Below are 19571 nucleotides of genomic sequence, written 5' to 3' on the forward strand. Positions count from 1 at the left end.
GTTTATCCTGAGGAGTGAGGGTCCCAAATTTTGGCACCTATCCTCGGGAAAACCCGTATATTGACCGCATTTTTCAGTCGCTGTTGACTGCTGGCAACACCCGCCCTGGGTTCTTAGCGCGCGACTGCGCTGCGCATGGAGCGCGCCACATAAAACAGACAACCCGCGGTCAAAACAATGCCCACGACTACGCCGGGCAATACCTTGGCCAGCGTTAAAGGCTCGCCCTTCAGCACCAGCATCATCAGCGTGTTCTGGGCCAAACCAGGTACCCACACGTACCACGGTGCATCGCCGCCCGGGTTGAGCATGCTGACCATGGGCGCCAAACCGACAACCGTCATCACCAGCGTACTACCCGCCTGCGCTTCCTTAAAGGTTTTGGACTGGATGGCCAGTGCCATCAGCACCGCACCCAGGCCCGCTGCGAGGGGCAATTGCAACAGCAGAAATGCCATCACTTCATAGGCACCGAACTGGAACATCGCTTGCAGACTGTCACTCTTGATCAGCCATTGCGCCGGGATGAAACTCAGGCTGGAAATGCAGGCGACGACCATGCCAAGAATCGCCACCGCACCCCATTTACCCAGCACCAGGGCGATGTGCTGCACCGGATTCATCAGCAATGGCTCCAGCGAACCGCGTTCGCGCTCTCCCGCCGTACTGTCCAGCGCAGCCGTCAGCGCGCCGTAGAGCACGGCCATGATGATGAACATCGGAATGATGCCGGTGATACGCGCTGCGCGAGCCTGGATACTGGCCAGATCGCGCTCTTCAAAAGCAACCGGCTGCAGCAGATCGGTCGACACGCCCCGCAAGGCCATCGTGATGGAGGCACGTTCACGGTTGAATCCGTTGAGCAATTGCATCAGTGGTCGTACACCCGCACTGGCGCGCTGGTTGGCGCTGTCACTGACAACCTCCACGGTGGGTTTTTCTCCATGAATCAAATCCGATTCAAAGTTCTTTCCAATCACCAGCACCGGCTGCAGCAATGTGGTGGCACGCAAGCGCACTTCATAGTCTTCGGGCGCCTGTTTAATGGTGTAGGTCTGGCGCTCCAGAAAGTTGCGCAGGGTCGGCGCGTTTTCAATGCCAACCACCATGACTTCACGTCTATCGGCGCGCTCCTCCAGCGAAGCAATCATGGCCGACACGGCCAGCAACAGCAGAGGCCCCATCAGTACCGCCGGGATCATCAGCCGCAACAGCGTGCGCCGGTCGCGCACAGCATCCGACACTTCCTTGCGCAACACCAGCCAAAAATTCTTCAACAGCGCGGAGCTCATGCGACGTCCTTTACCAATGCTTGCGGGAATGCCAATTTGACGAAGGCGTCTTCAAAGCGGGTTTCGCCAGCCTGCTCCAACAACTCCTCAACCGAGCCCTGCGCCACACTGACGCCACGCGAAATCACCACCACATGCTCACACAATTGCTCGACCTCCGGCATGATGTGCGTCGAAAAAACAATGCATTTATTCCCGCCTGCAGGTGAGCGCAGATGTCGCAATGCGTCGCGCAGGGAGCGCGTAGCCAATACATCCAGCCCGTTGGTGGGTTCATCCAAAACGATATTGGCTGGATCGTGCACTAGTGCACGGGCCAGCGCGGTCTTCATGCGCTCGCCCTGGCTGAATCCTTCCGCACGGCGGTCCAGAATGCTCTGCATGTCCAGCAGGCGCGCCAACTCTTGCGCACGCGCATTGGCAGCATCCGGCTCCATGCCTTGCAACCGTCCAAAATAGACAATGTTTTCGCGCGCGGTCAGGCGCGGATAGAGGCCATGGGCATCTCCCAGGATGCCCATGCGCGCAAGCGCTTTGCGCGGCTGCTCTGCCACTGCAATGCCGTCTACCAAAATGCTTCCGCTGTCAGGCTCGAACAGACCGCCCAACATGCGCAACGTGGTGGTCTTCCCGGCTCCGTTGGCGCCCAGCAAGCCCGTGATGCAGCCATCCTTGGCATGCACGGTCACATCCTTAACGGCTTGTACCACCTGACTCGGCGCACGTTTGAAAAGCGCCCCTTTGCCCTGTGATTTGAACTGCTTGCTGACTTGGTCAATCTTGATCATGGCTGACCTCCATTCGCTGCAGGAGCCGCTCGTACGGGGACAAATACGCCGGGTCGTGGCACGCGGATCGCGCAGCTCGCATCTTGCGGCAGCGCGGCGGCCGCTTCCTTGGTGTCGATAAATTTGAAAACCACATCGCGCATACAGCCCAGCGCCATCACGCCATGGCCCATTTCCGGTACGACAATGTGCTGAACCTGAGAACCCAATTGTTGCGAGACCCTCTGCGCATGGCGTGGTGGTGTCACCGGATCGGCGCCACCACTGAGCATCAACACCGGAGAGGTTGCGGGCGGAACGGTATAAAAACTGGCTGGCACATTTCCCTTGAGCCAGTTGGCGCACACCTGGGTATACAGCGCCACATCCATCGCGCCAAAATCTGCGCCGAATTTGTCTTTGGCCGCAGGCAGCCGTGGCACATCTTCCGCACAGACCACGGAGAAGTGCATTCCCATCGCGAGGCGCGCGGATTTGGACGAACCCAATGCACCGGAGAGACCCATCAACGCGTCAAAACGCCCTTGGGCAGCCGCATGAATGGCTTCCGGCAGTGCCGATGCGCTAACCGGTGCGTACAAAGGCCCGCGAACTGCGCGCAGCGCGGCCTCACGGGTCATAACCAGCTGCTCGGCAACTCCCGTCCCGGGATGGCGCACTGTCACCGCGCGTGGCAAGCCTTTGAGCAGAGACACCCAATCAGCCCGCAGCGCGGGATACATGCGATTGCATTGCGCTTCTTTCTCACACGCGCTGAACTCGGCGTCCAGTGCAGCCTGGGTGTCCACCGAGAGGCTGGCGGGCAAAATCTGGTCAGGAGGTGCGACGCCATCCAACACGGTGCGCCGTACCTTGTCCGGAAACTGGCGCAGATACTCGAGCGCTGCGCGCGTGCCATAAGAGGCACCAACCAGATTCCATTGCGCCACGCCCAAAGCCTGGCGCACTGCGTCGAAATCCTGCATCGCAATCGACGTGGTGAAGAACCGCATGTCGCCGTAAGCGAGTTTGGACAACTTCTCCTGGCAGGCTTGCAGCCGTACCAACTGGGCAGACATATCCATGGTTTGCGCCAACGTCAGCCGCTTGTCGTCGTCACACTGTAGGGGTGCAGAGCGTCCGGTACCACGCTGGTCAATGAACACCAGGTCCCGGCGATTATTGAGTCGGCCAAACCGGTTCAAAACCGCTGGCGCTACCGAAATTGCACTCTGTCCAGGTCCACCTGCCAACATCAACACAGGATCGGGTTGCTTGTTGCGGGCCATGGCAGGCACGACCAGGAAATGCACATCTATTTGTACATCCTCGGGCCGGGCTGGGTCCAGCGGCCTCTTTACCGAGCCACACAGCAGCTCATTGGGCATACCCTCCACCCGACAGGCCTTCAAGGCAGTGGATTCGCCGGCATAAGCCAAGCCTTGCATCAACGCAAATCCTGTCAACAATTTCAGAACAGTAACCCGGCGCATCCATACCTCCATGCAGGAAAGAGCGCAGTCTAGCGGGTTCATGACCGGGAATGTGCGGGTTTGATCACGGCCATAATGCAGTCTGGCGCCAGCGGTTTGGCGCAAACATGGATGTTTTATGAAACGCTTATTGCTCTCCCTGTGTGTCGCCATGGCACTCCCCGTCCTCGCACAAAGCCAACCTGCCAAACCTGCCAGCAGCAAAAAAGCGCCTGCAGCGTCTAACAAAATCAAGGTCGTGGTGATGACGCGTGATGAATTGCGCGCATGCTTCAAACAACAAGCCGCCAACAGCATCGAGAACGCCGCCATCGACAAAGAAAAGGAAGCGTTCCAACTGGAACGCAATGGCATCGTGACCAGCAAAGATGCGCTGGTCACCCAGTCGGTGGCGTTGAGCAGCCTGGCCAAGGAAATTGAAGCCGAAGGCGCCAAACTGATGGAAGCCCAAAAGGAATTTGACCAACCGGTGCCCAAAGCGGAAGCGAAGGCAGCGGAAGCCCGTCGCGTCGAGTTCAACGACCGGGTCACCGCACATCAGCGCAAGGTCGAGACCTACAACATCGACAAAAATCCTTTCAATACCGCCAAGGAGGCGCTGGATGCCCGCATCCAGGCCAACAACGTACGCGGCAAGGCCCTGCAAGAGCGCTCGGAGAAGTACAACGACACCGTAGACGAATGGAAAGCCAGTTGCTCCGGCAAGCCTTACGATGTCGCCGATGAGATCGCCGTCAAGAAAGAACTGAAGGCTGCCGGTCAGTAATTACTGACTATTTGGGGAGGAGAAGGGTGACGCACAACCCGCCTCCCTCCCGGTTTGCCAACGTAATTCGGCCGCCGTGGGCCTCCACAATTTCACGGGCAAGCGCCAGCCCCAAGCCCGTACCACTGCGTTTGGTGGAATAAAAAGGCAGCAGCGCCTGCGACAGCACCGCGTCACTCATGCCAGGCCCACGGTCTGCCACCTGAATACTCCAATCTGCCGCCTGCGCATGTACGTGCAGAGTGACCCCATCCGGCGGTGATCCGCCTTCGTGTGCGTTCTTGACCAAATTGATCAGCGCCTGCTCCATCTGCGGTGCATCCATCAATCCTGGTTCAGCAGGCAGAGGCTGCAGCACCGTGAACTGGCAGTGCGCGGCCAGTCGTTCCAGCAGTTCGGGCCAGGCCACCGGCTCACGGCGCGGTGTGGGCAGCTTGGCAAAGCTGGCGTAACCAGACAGAAACCCATGCAAGTGGGATGCACGCTCGCCAATGCTGGCCAGCACACCTGGCAGACGCTGCAGGTCACCGCGTCGCACCAATTCCGCGCCGCTGTGCGCCAATGACGAAATGGGTGCCAGCGAGTTGTTCAGCTCGTGGCTGATCACGCGAATCACGCGCTTCCAGCTCGCCACCTCCTGGCGCGCCAGTTCCCGTGTCATGCGGCGCAACAGGATCAACCGATGCGGCCGACCTTGCAGTTGCAGCGTGCGCTGTGACAAATGAAAGTTCTCGTCGCCACTGGCTTCGGAGATGGTGAACAACTGGTCTTGCTGGCTGTACAAGGCTTGCGCCAATGCCGCAGGTGCTTTGGCGAGCAATGCATCCAGCGTGGTGCCCGCGAGGCTCCGACCCTGGGCCAACAGTTGCCGCGCAGTTGTATTGGCATAGGCGACGCGGCCCTGCCCGTCGACCAGCAACATCGCCAGCGGCGTGTTCTGCACCACCGTGTCCAACATCAATTCCCGTTGCGCCAGTTGCTGGCGTTGTTCGCGCAACGCCAGGCCCAACGCGCTATGCAGGCGCATCAGCTCGGTCAGTGCGTCATCGGTTTTGCCGGTAATGGGGGGCGCAGCAATCGCCATGCTGAAGTCGCCGTCCTGGTAGCTCAGCACCGCGCCCTCCAGCGCGCGCAACAGTCGCGTCAGCGGCGCCAGCGCCTGTACGGCCATGGCCCACAGCAGCGGCAACAGGATCGCAAACGTCAGGCCCAGCGCGGCCAGGCTCCAGGGCGCGGGGGCGCTCCAGATTTCGACCGCAGGTGTGACGACGTTGCGTCCAGTGGGTGTCTGTGCCTGCCCTGACAAAGCCGAGGGCATTTCTGCCAGCCAATGCAAAACCTGCGGCAGTGGCCAGTAGACCAGTGATGCGTGAATCAATAGCGCGGCGGTCGCAGCGCAAAGCAGCAGCAGGAAGATGCGCAGTTGCAGGCCGGGAGAGCGCATGGGCGTCAGATCTTGTCGGACTCGCCTGCGTCGCGCGGCAAGCCGTAACGCTCCATGCGCCGGTACAGCGCCTGGCGCGACAGACCCAGGCTTTGCGCGGCACGCGCGACCACGCCATCGGCATTCGCCAGCGCAGCCAATACGCTATCACGACTGGGTTCATCGAGATTACGTGTAGAGAGCGCATGCGGCGCCGCCACCAAACCCAGATCGACCGGTTGAATGCTGCGGCCTGCACACAAGATTGCGCAGCGCTCCATGGTGTTCTTCAGTTCGCGCACATTGCCAGGCCAGCCATGGGCCAACAAGGCTTCGCGTGCAGCATCGCTCAAGCTGGCGCGACCTTGCAGGAAATGTTCTGCCAAGGGGGCAATGTCTTCGCGCCGCTGTGCCAATGGCGCCAGCCGCAACTCGATCACATTCAGCCGGTAATACAGGTCTTCGCGAAACGTACCGGCAGCCACCATGCCTTTGATGTCGGCATTAGTCGCCGAGAGAACACGCACTTTGGTTTCTCGGGTGCGGTTGGAACCGAGTCGCTCAAAGCGCCCTGTCTCCAGCACACGCAACAATTTGACTTGCCCTGCCAATGGCAGGTTGCCGATTTCGTCGAGGAACAGCGTGCCACCGTCTGCCGCTTCGAAACGGCCTTCGCGCGCGCGGTTGGCGCCGGTGTAGGCGCCACTCTCGGCACCAAACAATTCGGCCTCGATCAACTCGCCCGGTAGCGCGCCGCAGTTCAGTGCAATAAACGGACCGTGGGCCACCGCAGAATTCGCGTGAATGATGGCAGCGATGCGCTCCTTGCCGCTGCCATTCGGCCCCGTGACCAAAATAGGTAACGGCGCACGCGCAACTTGGCAAGCCAGCTCCAACGTACCGAGCATCGCATCAGACGCGAACACCAGGCCGTCCAGATGAAAACGCTGTTGCAAGTTGGCCATGCGTTGGCGCCGCGCCTGGCGGGTTTGCGCCAGCTCGCGATTGGACTCTGACAACTCCAGCAGATTTTCAATCGTCGCCAGCAGCTTGGTGTCATCCCACGGCTTGGCTAAATAGTCCGCGGCACCGGCCTTGACCAGCGCGACCGCATGCTCCAGTTGCGTCCACGCGGTGAGCAAGATGACAGGAAGATCAGCCTGCAGTGCGCGTATCCGGTGAAACAGTTCGGTGCCCTCCACGCCAGAGGTCGTGTCCTGGCTGAAGTTCATGTCCTGAATCACCAGGTCCACGGCTTCACTATCCAGCATCGCCAGGCCCTGCGCTGGATCGGTGGCGACCAGCGCGCGCATGTCGTGCAGCGACAGCAGCAGCGATAGGGCTTCGCCTACTCCGGGGTTGTCGTCAATGATCAGTACGCTGCGCATCAAGCACGGAGCATATCGCTTAAATTAAGCCGACCCGCGAAGCGGGTTCGGCTTGAATGAATTGCTAGGTTGCCAACCGCTCGGAGCGCAACATTGCAATGAGGGCGACTGCTGCACTTGATGCCATTGTCGTTACAGCAATTAGCTTTTGAACAAGACCACCGAAGGCCGACAAATCAATACCAGTGGCGCCTGACATGACAATGCCAAGGATGACGAATGCAAGCGCATTCAGGAGGAAGAACGCGAGAATCGCCTTGGGAATGGACAAACGCCATGCCGCCCATGCGGAAGCAAATGGCATCAAGAACAAACCGAAGCCGAGTGCCCCTGGATTGTGATTAGGGGCAGGAAGTGGATGCAGGCTTGCCCAGAACGACGCCAGGCCCGCCGATAGCAGGCAAATGGCGAGCAAGTACGAAGCAACCTTTCCGGCGCTGAGACGGGGCAGCGATGTCGCAAAGCCGATGCTGCCCAAAGTTGCGAGTGCGCCCGTTAGGAATGCGCCAGTATTGAGGATGCCAGGTCTTGAAGATAGGTCGGAACCCAACGCACTCGCCGAGGTTGTGTAGATGCTGTAGTTCGGGAAGTAGGGCGCGGCGACAGCTTGCGCTCCGAAGTAGACGATGGGAACAAGAGCCGCGGCGAGTAGCAGTAGATTTTGACGGGTGGACAATGTGGTCATGATGGCAACCTAACAAGCATCAAGAGCGCAATGCGGCGACTGGCGGCAATGCAGCAGCTCGGCGCGCCGGCACTAGCACCGCAATCTGGCCCAGCGCCCACAGCGTCAATGCACCTGCCGGCAGATAGAGAAACGGCAAACGCGGCAGTTCGTAGCTGCGCATCAACAACAGGCTGATGCCATACGCGGCGAGCATACCCAGAACGATGCCCACACTGGTCAACAAAAAATTCTCCGTCTGGAAGTAGCGCAGGATCTGACCACGCGTAGCGCCCATGGCGCGGCGCGTGCCAATCATGCGCGTGCGCTGCTGCACCCAGAAGCTGGCCAAGCCAACAATGCCGAAGGCGGTCACGGCCAACAATGCAATGCAGACTCCACCCATCAGCCAGGCCATGTTGACGTCCTGCTGGTAATACTTTTTGCGCATGTCGGACAGAAGCTTCTTCTGGCGCACAATGCGCTGACCGTCAGTCTTCAGGAGCGCCTCGACCCCGGCCGTCAACACGTTATCCCGCGCTGCCGCATCGGCCCGCAGCAGGTAGTTGCCGCCGCGAAAATTCGGTCGTATCGGGAGCACCATGCTGTAAAGCTGGCTATCATTTTTGCCCCCCGGTTGCGGCGAAACCAGACGCTCTATCACGCCAACCACACGTATCGGCTCGGGGCCAAACACATACACCGTCTGGCCAACCGCATCACCATTCGGGAACAGCCGCTTGGCCAATGCCTCGTTGATGATGACGGCGGGGATGACCGGTGGCGATGCCTTGTCGACCTCGGTCTGGTCCTGGTACTCGTTGCCATTGAAATCACGTCCGCCCACCAACTTGACCCCCAGCGTCTGCAGCCATCCCTCACTGCCAACGTAGTTGGCCACACCGACCGACTTTTCACCGCGCCCCAATTGTTCAGGTGTGAGACGGATTCCGCTGGCCCAGAAATTGTCGGCATACGGAATCTGGTTCATTAGCGCAACACTCTTGACGCCGGGCAGCGCACGCAGCGCCTGCAGGTCAGCGCGGGTCGTGGCGTCCGGATCCTGACTGCGCGACAGGCCGGAGACACCGAGCATCACGATTTCGGATTCAGCCAGTCCACTGGGCTCGTTAATGCGATCCAACCGTTGAAAGATCAGGAACAACGCATTGCAGACAATTGCGCAAGTCAGCGCGACTTGCAACACGATTAAGCCAGCAGCGGTCTTGTGGCGCTTGAGCGTCGCGAGGATAGGGAAAATGTCCATGGCGTGCCTTCCGTTCTTATTGGGTTTTGAGTTGCATTGCGGGCGACACCTGGCAGGCGCGCCAGGCTGGTAACAAGCCGGCCAACAAGCTAGCGCCGAGCGCCAACACCAACGTGGTTGCCAGCATGATGCCGTCCAGGTTGATCAGCGCCGCATACCCGCCGGAACCATTGCGAACGGCCCACAGACCCAGCCAGGTCAACACCAGGCCCAACAGACCACCAGCCAGGCCCAAGCTACCGGCCTCTACAACGAATTGCGCAAAGATGGCGCTGCGCGAAGCGCCTAGCGCACGCCGAACACCGATTTCGCCAGAGCGACGCAGGCATTTGGCAAGCAAAAGACCGACTGTGTTGACCAGGCAAACAACCAGAAAACCGAAGGCCAGCCACAGTTGCAAGCCGATATCGCTGGGTACCACCTCGCGCTTGGCCAGCCAGCCCATCAGATCCCACATCCAGACACGGGTAGGTCGTTCAAAACGGCCCGCCGTGCGCTGCTGGTCGTAGTAATTTTTCAGATACTGCAGGTAGTCAGCGGCCTTGGCCGCACTCTCCAGCTCCACCCAGTACTGCACCCAAGCGCAGGGCGCGCCAACCGAGCGTGACTCACCAGCTTTCACATCACCCCAGCAACTGGTGTTGCCGGAGGTGCCAAACTTCAACTCTATGCCGGTAGAAAACGGCATGTAGATTTCTTCAGCCTTGCCGAAGCTGCTCTGGGTCAGGTCGTAAAAGTGCGGCACCGGGCGCCAGGGCTTCATCACTGCGACCACGCGGAACTCCTTGCCGCGCACCACCACGCTCTTGCCACGGCTGTCGGCACCTCCAAAAAGGCGGTCATTCAACTCGCTGGACAGCACTACGACTCGGGCCTGTGCATCGTCGTCCGCCGCGCTCCATGTGGTTCCGTATTGCAACGGCACATCAAACATGGCAAAGAAGTCGGCGCTGGTGTAGCGCATAGTCGCAAAGAATGCGCTCTGCCCATCAGGTTCGATGGCAACGTTGCCTCCACTCATCATCACTTGGCGCGCTCCACGCGCTTCGCGCAACAGCTTCTCGGCATCAAAGCGCGTTAATTGCAGCACCGGCTCATCGTCCGGCTTGAAGCCGCGCATTGGCTCCGGGTCCATCTGGATATTGAACAGACGATTGCTCTTGTGCGGCATCGGGTCGCCAGACAGCACGTGAAACACCGTCAGCGTGGTCATGCAGGCACCCACACCGATACCAATGGTGATCACCATCAGCGCGGTCAATCCCCGGCTGCGTTTGAAGCTGCGCAGTGCAAGATCAAGGTAATAGGAAAACATCAGAAAGTCCCTTGCAATAATTGGTTGACGTTGGCCAGCGCAGATTCATTCAGCGTGCCACTGGCCTGCTGCAACAACAATGTGGCCAGTACGTAGCGATGGCGCGCCTGGGCCAGCGCGCTTTGCGCCGCCGCTTGCGACTGGATCGCCAGCAGTAAATCGGTCATGCCGCGGGTACCCAACGCCTGGCCGGCACGGGTGGCAGCCAGCGCCCGATCCGATGCAGCCACCGCAGCGCTTGTGCTTTCGATCAGCGCCATGCCGGACAACACAGCCTGGTATTGCGCCTGGGTTTCGCGCACCACGGCACGCTTGGCCAACTCCAGGTTTTGCTGGGCCGCATCGCGTTGGTAGACAGCCTGGCGGGTTTGCGCACGGGTCGCACCACCCGCAAACAGCGGCACCGTCAGGCGCACAGCCAGTGTGTTGTTAAAGCGACCGGTGTCGGCAGCGGCATAACCATCGCCGCCCAGACGCTGGCTGTCGAGCGCTAGGCCCAGCGTGGGCAAGTGGGCAGCGCGAGCCGCGCCAACGCTGCGTTCGCTGGCGTCCAGTTGCAGCTGCTGGGCTTGCAATGCCGGATTGCTTTGCAACGCCTGCGCGACCCAGGCGCTGGCATCTTGTGGCGCCGGTGGCGCAGCCTGCAGTTGCTGCGCCAGCGTCTGCAAGGTGCCGACCGGGCGACCGGTAATTTGCGTCAAGGCCTCGCGCGCATCGCGCAAGCTGGCAATCGCCTGCACCGTGGTGCCGCGCGACAATGCGTGGTAGGTGCGGGCCTGTTCCACATCGATCATCGCCGACAGGCCGGATGCATAGCGCTTCTCTGCCTGATCGACCTGCTGCGCAAACGCATCTTCATTGGCCTGCGCCGTGGTAAGCGCGGCTTGCGCTGACAGAACACCAAAGTAGGCGCTGGCAACGCGGGCGCACAGGTCCTGCTCGGCAGCACGCAGATTCGCTTCTTGCGCGCTGGTCAATGTATTGGCGGCTTGCAGACGCTGGAACAGGCCCAGATCCACCAGCACCTGCGTGGCATTGCTGACCACTTGGTTGCTGCGCAGACCGGTGCTGCTGGCGCTGCTCTCGGTCGCACTGACAGACCACTGCGGCAACAAGCCGGCGCGGGTTTGCGCGGCCACTTCCTGCTGCACGCCGCGCTGCGCATCGGCCAGGGCCAGTTGCGGATCGGCAGCACGCGCCTGGGCGTAGATGTCCAACAGGTTCTCGGCGCGCACCGGCCGTGCTGTGCAAAGCGACAGCACGCAGATCGCCAGCGCGCAGGGGTACAGCAGCAGGTCGCGGCGCATGTTCAAACCGCGGCCTCGTTTTCAGCAGCAAAGGTCTGGTTCAGGTGCAGCTCGGCCGCAATGTCCAGCACCTGGCCATCCATCACGTGCACATTGCGCTGCGCGCGGGCCGCCAGCTGCATGTCGTGCGTGACCATCACAATGGTTGCGCCGTCGCGGTGCAGTTCTTCCAACAGATCCATCACGCTGCGCGCCATCTGGCTGTCCAAATTGCCGGTGGGCTCATCGGCCAGCAACAAGCCGGGGGAACCCGCCAGTGCGCGCGCAATCGCCACACGCTGCTGCTGACCACCCGACAACTCGGCCGGGTAATGGCGCTCGCGCGCCGACAGGCCGACGCGGGCCAGCGCGTCGCGTGCGCGCTTCTTGCGCTCGTCGCCGCCCATACCGCGGTAACGCAGTGGCACTTCGATGTTGTCCAGCACGTTCAGATCGGGAATCAGATTGAAGGCTTGAAAAATGAAACCGATTTTTTCGTTGCGCAGCCGCGAGCGCTGGTCGTCGTTCATGCCGCTGACATCGACGCCGCCCAGCATGTAGCTGCCGCCACTAAAACCTTCCAGCAAACCGGCAATCGTCAAAAACGTAGTCTTACCGGAACCCGATGGCCCGGTGACCGCAACGAATTCGCCCGCCTTCACTTGCAGGTTGAAATTTCGCAGTGCATAGGTCTCGACCATCTCGGTGCGGTAGACCTTGGATAGGTTTTTCATTTGCAACATGGTGTTTTCCTTGTGTGTTGGATATGTTTGTTTATTGGTGAGGCTTATTGGCTGATCGTCACGCGGTCGGCGCCCTGAAAGTTCTCCGCGCCGGAGATCACGACTTTGTCGCCGGGCTGCAGGCCTTCCAGCACCTCGACCAGGCTTAAGCTTTGCGCGCCCAGACGAATCGGACGCTTGACGGCCTGGCCGTCTTGCAACACATAGGCAAAGCGGCCGCCACCTTCATCGACAAAGCTGCCACGTGCCACCGCCAGCACTTTGTCGCGGTGGTCCAGCAACACGCGCACGGACAGGCGTTGGTTCTGACGCAATTGCTCTGGCAACTTGCCGTCAAAGCGCAAGCGCGCTGCGACTTCGTTGTTGACGACTTCGGGCGATATCGAGCTCACCAAACCTTTCCAGGTCTGGTTGTTGCCACGAATCTCACCGGGCATGCCGATTTGCAGCTCACGCGCAAAACTTTCGGCCACCTGCATCTGCACTTCCAACGCAGAAAGGTCCACCACCGACACCAACTTGGCATCCTTGGCAACGCTCATGCGGTCCGACACAAACAACTGGCCAACCTGACCGTCGACCGGCGAGCGCACCGACAGTTCGTCCTGCTGGCGCTCTACATCGCGCACCGCCATCTGCTGGCGTTCAAACGCCTGGCGCTTGGCCTGCAATTCAAACTTGGTGGCTTCGTCTTTCAAGCCCAACAACTGCTGCGCCTGTTTGAACGCAACCTGCGCGCGCTCCAGCGTGTCTTGTGCCTGGTCCACCTGCATGCGCGCCGTGGCACCCGCATCGAAGGCTTGTTTTTGCCGCGCCAATTCGTTTTGTGCGGACTTTTGTGCAATCGCGGCTGTCTCTAGCGCGCTTTGCGCCTGCGCGCGCTGCTGGCGCGCATCGGCTTCGGCGCGCAGCATTTCGCTCTTCAGCGCATCGGCATTGGATCGCTCCTGGCCCAGGTGCGCCACCAGCTCCGCGCTGGCCAAGCGAACCAATACCTGGCCTTTCTTGACCGCATCACCGGCCTGCACGGCCAGCGTTACGGTGCCTGCATTGCCCGCGTACAGCGTGGGACTGACCGCCGCAACCACCTTGCCTTCGGCTGCGATGTCACGCGTCAGTGGACCGTACTGCACCTCCGCCACATTGAGCCTGGCCAACTTGACCGACTGGCCCGAGCCCAGCAATTGCTGCAAGGTCGGGAACGCCCACACCACGACACCGCAGAGCGCCACCCCACCCGCTATCAACGCCCACTTTTTGGTGTGCTGTGCCTTGGGCGCCAGTAGCGTGTCTTGTGCGGAAGTGTCGCGAATCATGAAGTGTCCTGCGGTGCATTGGGTTTGACGGTCCGCTTGTAATTGCAAGGGGCATGCCACCGCGCACATGATAAAAAACACTTTTAAATCAATGACTTAAAGAATTTTGCGAATATCTTCAGGTGTCCGCGGACACATCACGGACGCATACCCGGACAGACCGTGCGCCGCCGAACAGACCGCTTCCCTCGCAGCCCATACCGTGCTGTACATGCAGGCAGCCCATTTGTTGGCATTCACTGCATGCATTTTTTAGGAGGCTTGTACGCCATGGACAAAAGCAACCCACCCACCACCTTCGGTGTCTTCAAACCCGTCGGACATACCGTGATCGCATTTCGCACGACAGAGCAACTCGAAGCAGCAGCAACCGCATTGCAGATGCTGGGATTCGCACCCGAAAGTCTGGTGCGCTACACCGCCGCCGAGATGAAGGCCCAGGTCGACTCAGAGCTATTGCGATCCAGCGTCATCGCCAACTTTGGCTACGAGATCGATTTGATCAAGGCGCATGGCAAGCTGGCTGAAGAAGGCTGCAGCTTCCTGGTAGTGGAAGCGCCCACGGACGCGCTGGCCGGGCAAGTGGCGGATCTGGTGCGCCGCGTCGAGCCCGTAGCTGCCCAGCACTACGGACTGATTTTGATTGAAAACCTGACGGAGAAGCCGCTAGGCCGCATGGCCGAACAACACTGACCGAAGGAAACCTATGCATCACTACCCTATCGCCGTTATCGTCGGCAGCTTGCGCAAAGACTCATTCAACCGCAAGCTGGCCAGCGCGCTTGCGCTGCTCGCGCCGACCGACTTCTCCTTCAGCCAGATCGAGATTGGGGATTTACCCCTCTACAACCAGGACGATGACAGCGCGCAGGCGGGGTCGGTCAAGCGCCTGAAAGCCGACATCAGCGCCGCCAGTGCCCTGCTGTTTGTCACGCCGGAGTACAACCGCTCATTTCCGGGCGTGTTGAAGAACGCGATTGACCACGCATCGCGCCCCTATGGCCAGAGTGTCTGGAAAGGCAAGCCTGCGGGCGTGATCGGCGTGTCAGTCGGTGCCATCGGCACTGCGATGGCCCAGCAGCATCTGCGCAACGTGCTGGCCTACCTGGATGTGCCCACCCTCGGCCAGCCCGAGGCGTTTGTACAAAAGACCGATGCTCTGTTTGATCCGGACGGAAGCATCGGTGAAGGCAGTAAAAAGTTTCTGCAGTCCTGGATGGACCAGTATGTGGAATGGGTCAAAACCCATACGGCTAAGGCTGCTGCCGTTTAACGTCATTGACCCATAAAAAAAGCGCCCTTGGGCGCTTTTTTTCACACAAACCGTGCAAGCCGATGGCCCCCCATCGGCTGTGGCATCAGAACTTGTATGCGACTCCGACGCTCATGCTGGTCACGTCGGAGAAATGACGTGCCCATTCGGCGCTCAGAGAAACTTCCTTGGTCAATGCGACATCCAGACCCAGGCCGTAGCTGGAGCCATTGCTAGTCTTGGATGCGGAAGCCGACTGGCCGCCAGCACTACCCGTAGCCTTCAATGTCAGATCGTTGAAACCGACCAAGCCGTATGCGCTGAATGTGTCGTTCAGAGGCAAGATGCCTTTGGCGAAAATGCCGTAGTGGCTGTCAACCTTGCCGTCAACCTTGACGCCGGACACTGTCTGCCCATCGGTAGAGATGGACGTCGCGACGCGACCTTCCACTGCGAAGTTGCTGTTCACCACATAACCCAGTTTGAAGGTTGCTGCGGTTGGCTTGATCGCGCTGACGGAACCGGAGCCTTCAAAGTTGTACTGGGTGTAAGCCACGCCTGCGTACACGTTTTGCGCTTGCACAGAACCCATCGCCGCAAAACCGGCAACCAATGCCAGAGCCGTTGCGATCACATTTTTCTTCGAAACCATTTACTACTCCCATTTTTGCAAAATTGCAGGCGGATTCTAAGCGGCGATCGCGCCCGGTTTGGCCAACCGCGCTAGAGAAGCTCGCCTAGTGCATGCTAGCCAAAAGTGCCGCATTACCGCCCGCTGCCGTGGTGTTGACCGTTACCGTCTGTTCCGCGCAAAAGCGGTACAGATAGTGCGGACCGCCGGCTTTGGGACCGGTGCCGGACAGGCCTTCGCCTCCAAATGGCTGCACGCCAACCACTGCACCGATCATGTTGCGGTTGATGTAGATGTTGCCAACATGGGCGGCCTTGGCCAGTGCCTGCGCGCGACTGTCGATGCGGGTCTGGATGCCCAAGGTCAAGCCATAGCCCAACGCATTGATCTGTGCAATCACATCGGCCGGGTCACCATCCCAACGCACGATTTGCAAGACCGGGCCGAAGATTTCAGCCTTCACGTCGGCGATGCTCTTCACTTCGAAGGCATGGGGCACGATCAGGTTTGCTATTGAATTAGTAGCTGCTTGCGCACGTTCTGCGGGCGCTACGAGCACTTTTCCCTCTGAATTTAAGCGATCAATGTGGCGCTGGATGTTGTCAAACGCCTCACGGTCGATCACCGGGCCCACGTCGGTAGCAATCAGCGCCGGGTTGCCAGCGACCAACTCTTTGGCCGCGCCCTGGATCATTTCGATCACACCGTCGGCAATGGCAGAGTGCACCACCAGCAGACGCAGCGCGGAGCAGCGCTGACCGGCTGAGCGGAAGGCGCTCATCACCACAGCGTCCACCACCTGCTCGGGCAATGCGCTGCTGTCGACCAGCATCGCATTGATACCGCCGGTCTCGGCGATCAGCGGAACGATGGGGCCGTCTTTCATTGCCAATGCGCGCTGGATGATCTTGGCAACTTGCGTGGAACCGGTAAACACTACACCCGCAACACCGGGCTGCGCGACCAGCGCCGCGCCCACGGTTTCACCAGCGCCGTGCAGCAGTTGCAGCGCATCGGTCGGCACTCCGGCTGCGTGCAGGATGTCCACGGCAAGCTTGGCGATGCCGGGCGTTTGCTCCGCAGGCTTGGCCAGCACGGTGTTGCCCGTTGCGAGTGCAGCGGCAACCTGGCCTGCAAAAATCGCGAGTGGGAAATTCCAGGGGCTAATGCAAACCCAGACGCCGCGCGCAGTCAGGCGCAAGGTGTTGGTCTCGCCGGTCACGCCGTACATCGCGCCGGTTTGTGCGCCGTACACCACGGGGCAGTTGATGGGCTGCATGATGCGCTCGGCCTCATCGGCGTAGTAACGCAGAAAGTCCACGGCCTCGCGCACTTCCGCAACCGCGTCGCCCCAAGTCTTGAAAGCTTCCTTGACCAACAACGCACACAGCTGCGGAGTCGCGGCGAGCATTGCGTCGGCAGCTTTGCGCAGCACAGCAGCGCGCTCCACCACTTCGGTCTTGCTCCATTTTTGATAGCTGGTTACGCACGACTGGTAAGCGCCAGCGATGTTTTTTACATCAAACTCCGGCACAACAGGAACTGTCGTGGTTGCCAACGCGGCAAACAACGGATCGCGCATCGCAGTCACTGTCAGGTCCAGCCCCGTGCTGTTGCGCCGCGCACTAGCGTGTGTGCCAAACAGGTCGATGGGCATAGGCAGGCTGCTTTGCGGCTCCAGACGCAGCGGCGAGATCAGCAGGTCTTCCATGCCGACGGATTCATCCGCCAGTTGGTGCACGAACGACGAGTTGGCGCCGTTTTCCAGTAGGCGGCGCACCAGGTAGGCCAGCAGGTCGCGGTGCGCGCCCACAGGCGCATAGACGCGGCAGCTCACCAGCGGGTTCTTCAGCACTTCGCGGTAGACACCCTCGCCCATGCCATGCAGGCGCTGCAGCTCAAACGGCACGCCGGTCTTGGCCGCCATTTGCAAGATCGCGGCAATCGTCGCGGCGTTGTGCGTGGCGAACTGCGGGTAGATCGCATCGGGCGCTTCCAGCAAAGCGCGCGCGCAGGCGAGGTAAGACACATCGGTGTGGTGCTTGTGCGTAAACACCGGATAAGCGGGCAAGCCGTTTTCCTGCGCGCGCTTGATCTCGGCGTCCCAGTACGCGCCCTTGACCAGGCGGCACATCAGGCGCACTTTGTATTTGCGACCCAGCGCGGCAACATGCTCGATCAGCTCCAGCGCACGCGTCTGGTAGGCCTGCATCGCCAGGCCAAAGCCCTTCCACTGTGGCTGATGTTGCGCGACTTTGGTCAGCAGCGCCTCGAACACTTCCAGCGACAGTTCCAGCCTGTCAACCTCTTCAGCGTCAATCGTCAAATTGATATTGGCCTTGGCCGCCGCTTCGCACAGACCCCAAACGCGGGGAACCAATTCGTCCATCACACGCTGGCTGTGCGCGTCTTCATAACGCGGGTGCAGCGCCGAGAGCTTGATGGAAATGCCATCGTTCTGCTCCAGAGGCCCCGTCCAGTTGGCGCGGGTAGCGATGAAATCAATAGCGTCCTTGTAGCTCTTCAGGTAACGCAAAGCATCATGGTCGGTACGCGCGCCCTCGCCCAGCATGTCGTAGCTGAACGTGAGCTTGGCACCTTTGCGAGCTGTGTCCGCTTCAGCGACCGCCTCTTTCATGTTCTGACCCAGCACAAACTGGCGGCCCAGCAATTGCACGGCGCGCAACGTCGCAGCCACCACGGTCTTGGCACCGAGCTTGCCCATGATGCCGCTGCCTTCTTCGCTGCCTGGCAGGAAATGCTTGCTCATCGCAATCGCGGTGCTGGACAAGCGCGCCAGCACCTTGTCGCCGCTGCTCTCAAAGTCGGCGCGGCCCAATTGGTCGGCAGTCAACGCAATGGCAGTCTCGGCATCGGGCACGCGCAACAGCGCTTCTGCCAGACGCATCAACGCCAGACCTTCTGCGCTGGATATCGGGTATTCCTTCAGCAAACTTTCCATCGCCCAAAAAGGCGGTGGGTTGTCGCGCACGGCCTGCACCCAGGGCGTTGCGACCTTGGCAGCCGCAGCCCAATCCAGCCCCTGGCTCACCATCTGCAAGCGGTGGGCAACAACGTCGGCTTCTGGGCGGTATGGGAAAGGCAGGCGTTGGGGGACTGGCATGGCGGACTCCGGCTGGATTTGTTGAATGCGCTATGCTCTCTGTTCTTATGGTTAATATTTCACTAAAAATATCTTTTTCTATAGTGATATATTCAATTCAAACAGATGCTTGCTTAGGTTTGTACCTGCCGGGATGTGGGGTATGCCCGCGGGCCTTGTGCGTTACGCAATGTCGGCTTGCGGGCACACCCCACACCCCGGCGAGCAGAAACGTTGTTGTGAACCTACTGCAGGCCTACCCATCCATTCGCAGCGGTGCTTCGGGTTATGCCGATAGCCGATTTTGCGTAACGCCATGAGGCCATCGGCATAACCCGAAGCACCGCCCCACCAAGCAGGCACGACAAAGGAGAACAACAAATGCAAGACCTAGACCGAATAGACCTGAAGATCCTGGAAAGCCTGCAACAAGACGGCCGCATCTCCAACCTCAAATTGGCCGAAGCCGTAGCCCTGTCACCCACGGCAGTCTTGGCAAGGGTGCAGAGACTCACCAAAGACGGCTACATCGTCGGTTACGAGGCGCGGTTGAACCCATTGAAGCTGGGCGCAGGAATGATGGTGTTTGTGGAAGTGCTGCTGGACCGTACGACGCCCAATGTGTTTGAGGCGTTCAAGGCGGCCGTGCAGGTGCGCGGCGAAATCATGGAGTGCCACATGGTGGCCGGTGGCTTTGACTACCTGCTTAAAACCCGCATGGCCGATATGGCGGCGTACCGCGACTTTGCGGGCACCGTGCTATGGCAATTACCGGGCGTGCGCGAAACGCGCACCTACCCGGTAATGGAAGAAGTCAAGAACACGCAGCAGCTCAAGCTGGGCTAAAGCGTGTTTCTCGGGCTGG

General features: G+C 60.1%; 17 protein-coding genes. 4 read left to right on the top strand and 13 right to left on the bottom strand.

Translation table 11 applies throughout. From position 1 onward, the window contains the following. Window positions 1-113: 113 nt before the first annotated feature. Genes AC1DV6_RS14565 through AC1DV6_RS14575 form a run of 3 tightly spaced genes read right to left on the bottom strand, consistent with a single transcriptional unit; the run spans window position 114 to window position 3594 of the window. Entirely contained in the window at window positions 114-1292 is a 1179-nt protein-coding gene (locus tag AC1DV6_RS14565; protein ID WP_477978584.1) for an ABC transporter permease, read from the bottom strand. Beyond that, window positions 1289-2080 (bottom strand): ABC transporter ATP-binding protein, encoded by a 792-nt coding sequence (locus tag AC1DV6_RS14570; RefSeq protein WP_477978586.1) that lies wholly within the window; start codon window positions 2078-2080, stop codon window positions 1289-1291. Before AC1DV6_RS14570 ends, AC1DV6_RS14565 begins: the two co-directional genes overlap by 4 nt. After that, a complete protein-coding gene (locus tag AC1DV6_RS14575) occupies window positions 2077-3594 on the bottom strand; it encodes an alpha/beta fold hydrolase (RefSeq protein ID WP_477978588.1) in 1518 nt (505 codons plus the stop codon). Before AC1DV6_RS14575 ends, AC1DV6_RS14570 begins: the two co-directional genes overlap by 4 nt. 76 nt (window positions 3595-3670) lie before the next feature. On the opposite strand from AC1DV6_RS14575, the gene AC1DV6_RS14580 reads away from it, so the two are divergent. Continuing rightward, window positions 3671-4318 carry a hypothetical protein gene (locus AC1DV6_RS14580; protein WP_477978590.1) on the top strand — a complete coding sequence of 216 codons (648 nt, stop codon included), beginning with the start codon at window positions 3671-3673 and terminating at the stop codon, window positions 4316-4318. A 7-nt stretch (window positions 4319-4325) separates the two neighbouring features. Here the strand turns inward: AC1DV6_RS14580 and AC1DV6_RS14585 are convergent, their stop codons facing one another. From AC1DV6_RS14585 to AC1DV6_RS14620, 8 genes are all read right to left on the bottom strand, one after another. Then, window positions 4326-5762: a sensor histidine kinase gene (locus tag AC1DV6_RS14585; RefSeq protein WP_477978592.1), complete on the bottom strand. Its 1437-nt coding sequence runs from the start codon at window positions 5760-5762 to the stop codon at window positions 4326-4328. Between the two features lie 5 nt (window positions 5763-5767). After that, entirely contained in the window at window positions 5768-7129 is a 1362-nt protein-coding gene (locus AC1DV6_RS14590) for a sigma-54-dependent transcriptional regulator (protein WP_477978594.1), read from the bottom strand. 64 nt (window positions 7130-7193) lie between these two features. Next, complete coding sequence (locus tag AC1DV6_RS14595; RefSeq protein WP_477978596.1) at window positions 7194-7814, bottom strand: hypothetical protein; 621 nt, start codon at window positions 7812-7814, stop codon at window positions 7194-7196. 19 nt (window positions 7815-7833) lie between these two features. Beyond that, on the bottom strand, window positions 7834-9060 hold the full coding sequence (locus AC1DV6_RS14600) for an ABC transporter permease (RefSeq protein WP_477978598.1): 1227 nt from the start codon (window positions 9058-9060) through the stop codon (window positions 7834-7836). 16 nt (window positions 9061-9076) lie between these two features. Then, on the bottom strand, window positions 9077-10375 hold the full coding sequence (locus tag AC1DV6_RS14605; RefSeq protein WP_477978600.1) for an ABC transporter permease: 1299 nt from the start codon (window positions 10373-10375) through the stop codon (window positions 9077-9079). Beyond that, entirely contained in the window at window positions 10375-11682 is a 1308-nt protein-coding gene (locus AC1DV6_RS14610) for a TolC family outer membrane protein (RefSeq protein ID WP_477978602.1), read from the bottom strand. Before AC1DV6_RS14610 ends, AC1DV6_RS14605 begins: the two co-directional genes overlap by 1 nt. Window positions 11683-11684: 2 nt before the next feature. Then, window positions 11685-12404 carry an ABC transporter ATP-binding protein gene (locus AC1DV6_RS14615; RefSeq protein WP_477978604.1) on the bottom strand — a complete coding sequence of 240 codons (720 nt, stop codon included), beginning with the start codon at window positions 12402-12404 and terminating at the stop codon, window positions 11685-11687. A 44-nt stretch (window positions 12405-12448) separates the two neighbouring features. Continuing rightward, window positions 12449-13720, bottom strand: a complete 1272-nt coding sequence (locus AC1DV6_RS14620) for an efflux RND transporter periplasmic adaptor subunit (RefSeq protein WP_477978606.1) — start codon at window positions 13718-13720, stop codon at window positions 12449-12451. Window positions 13721-13990: 270 nt separating this feature from the next. Between AC1DV6_RS14620 and AC1DV6_RS14625 the strand changes: the two genes are divergently transcribed. Beyond that, the gene (locus tag AC1DV6_RS14625; protein WP_477978608.1) at window positions 13991-14413 is read left to right on the top strand and encodes a hypothetical protein; all 423 of its coding nucleotides are present in this window, start codon (window positions 13991-13993) and stop codon (window positions 14411-14413) included. A 13-nt stretch (window positions 14414-14426) separates the two neighbouring features. Continuing rightward, window positions 14427-14993, top strand: a complete 567-nt coding sequence (locus AC1DV6_RS14630; protein ID WP_477978610.1) for an NADPH-dependent FMN reductase — start codon at window positions 14427-14429, stop codon at window positions 14991-14993. An 85-nt stretch (window positions 14994-15078) separates the two neighbouring features. Here the strand turns inward: AC1DV6_RS14630 and AC1DV6_RS14635 are convergent, their stop codons facing one another. Then, window positions 15079-15624, bottom strand: a complete 546-nt coding sequence (locus tag AC1DV6_RS14635) for a porin family protein (RefSeq protein WP_477978612.1) — start codon at window positions 15622-15624, stop codon at window positions 15079-15081. Window positions 15625-15709: 85 nt separating this feature from the next. Beyond that, complete coding sequence (gene putA, locus AC1DV6_RS14640; protein ID WP_477978614.1) at window positions 15710-18727, bottom strand: bifunctional proline dehydrogenase/L-glutamate gamma-semialdehyde dehydrogenase PutA; 3018 nt, start codon at window positions 18725-18727, stop codon at window positions 15710-15712. Between the two features lie 360 nt (window positions 18728-19087). On the opposite strand from putA, the gene AC1DV6_RS14645 reads away from it, so the two are divergent. Continuing rightward, entirely contained in the window at window positions 19088-19552 is a 465-nt protein-coding gene (locus tag AC1DV6_RS14645; protein WP_477978616.1) for an Lrp/AsnC ligand binding domain-containing protein, read from the top strand. Window positions 19553-19571: the final 19 nt, after the last annotated feature.

This window comes from Rhodoferax sp. P2_H8_2 (assembly GCF_056403235.1).

Bases quoted from the DNA above. Each gene is read 5' to 3' on its own strand.
- AC1DV6_RS14575 (WP_477978588.1), bottom strand. From the start codon at position 3,594: ATGAACCCGCTAGACTGCGCTCTTTCCTGCATGGAGGTATGGATGCGC.
- AC1DV6_RS14625 (WP_477978608.1), top strand. From the start codon at position 13,991: ATGGACAAAAGCAACCCACCCACCACCTTCGGTGTCTTCAAACCCGTC.
- AC1DV6_RS14580 (WP_477978590.1), top strand. From the start codon at position 3,671: ATGAAACGCTTATTGCTCTCCCTGTGTGTCGCCATGGCACTCCCCGTC.
- AC1DV6_RS14565 (WP_477978584.1), bottom strand. From the start codon at position 1,292: ATGAGCTCCGCGCTGTTGAAGAATTTTTGGCTGGTGTTGCGCAAGGAA.
- AC1DV6_RS14570 (WP_477978586.1), bottom strand. From the start codon at position 2,080: ATGATCAAGATTGACCAAGTCAGCAAGCAGTTCAAATCACAGGGCAAA.
- AC1DV6_RS14590 (WP_477978594.1), bottom strand. From the start codon at position 7,129: ATGCGCAGCGTACTGATCATTGACGACAACCCCGGAGTAGGCGAAGCC.
- AC1DV6_RS14630 (WP_477978610.1), top strand. From the start codon at position 14,427: ATGCATCACTACCCTATCGCCGTTATCGTCGGCAGCTTGCGCAAAGAC.
- AC1DV6_RS14635 (WP_477978612.1), bottom strand. From the start codon at position 15,624: ATGGTTTCGAAGAAAAATGTGATCGCAACGGCTCTGGCATTGGTTGCC.
- AC1DV6_RS14610 (WP_477978602.1), bottom strand. From the start codon at position 11,682: ATGCGCCGCGACCTGCTGCTGTACCCCTGCGCGCTGGCGATCTGCGTG.
- AC1DV6_RS14645 (WP_477978616.1), top strand. From the start codon at position 19,088: ATGCAAGACCTAGACCGAATAGACCTGAAGATCCTGGAAAGCCTGCAA.
- AC1DV6_RS14600 (WP_477978598.1), bottom strand. From the start codon at position 9,060: ATGGACATTTTCCCTATCCTCGCGACGCTCAAGCGCCACAAGACCGCT.
- putA (WP_477978614.1), bottom strand. From the start codon at position 18,727: ATGCCAGTCCCCCAACGCCTGCCTTTCCCATACCGCCCAGAAGCCGAC.
- AC1DV6_RS14620 (WP_477978606.1), bottom strand. From the start codon at position 13,720: ATGATTCGCGACACTTCCGCACAAGACACGCTACTGGCGCCCAAGGCA.
- AC1DV6_RS14585 (WP_477978592.1), bottom strand. From the start codon at position 5,762: ATGCGCTCTCCCGGCCTGCAACTGCGCATCTTCCTGCTGCTGCTTTGC.
- AC1DV6_RS14595 (WP_477978596.1), bottom strand. From the start codon at position 7,814: ATGACCACATTGTCCACCCGTCAAAATCTACTGCTACTCGCCGCGGCT.
- AC1DV6_RS14605 (WP_477978600.1), bottom strand. From the start codon at position 10,375: ATGTTTTCCTATTACCTTGATCTTGCACTGCGCAGCTTCAAACGCAGC.
- AC1DV6_RS14615 (WP_477978604.1), bottom strand. From the start codon at position 12,404: ATGTTGCAAATGAAAAACCTATCCAAGGTCTACCGCACCGAGATGGTC.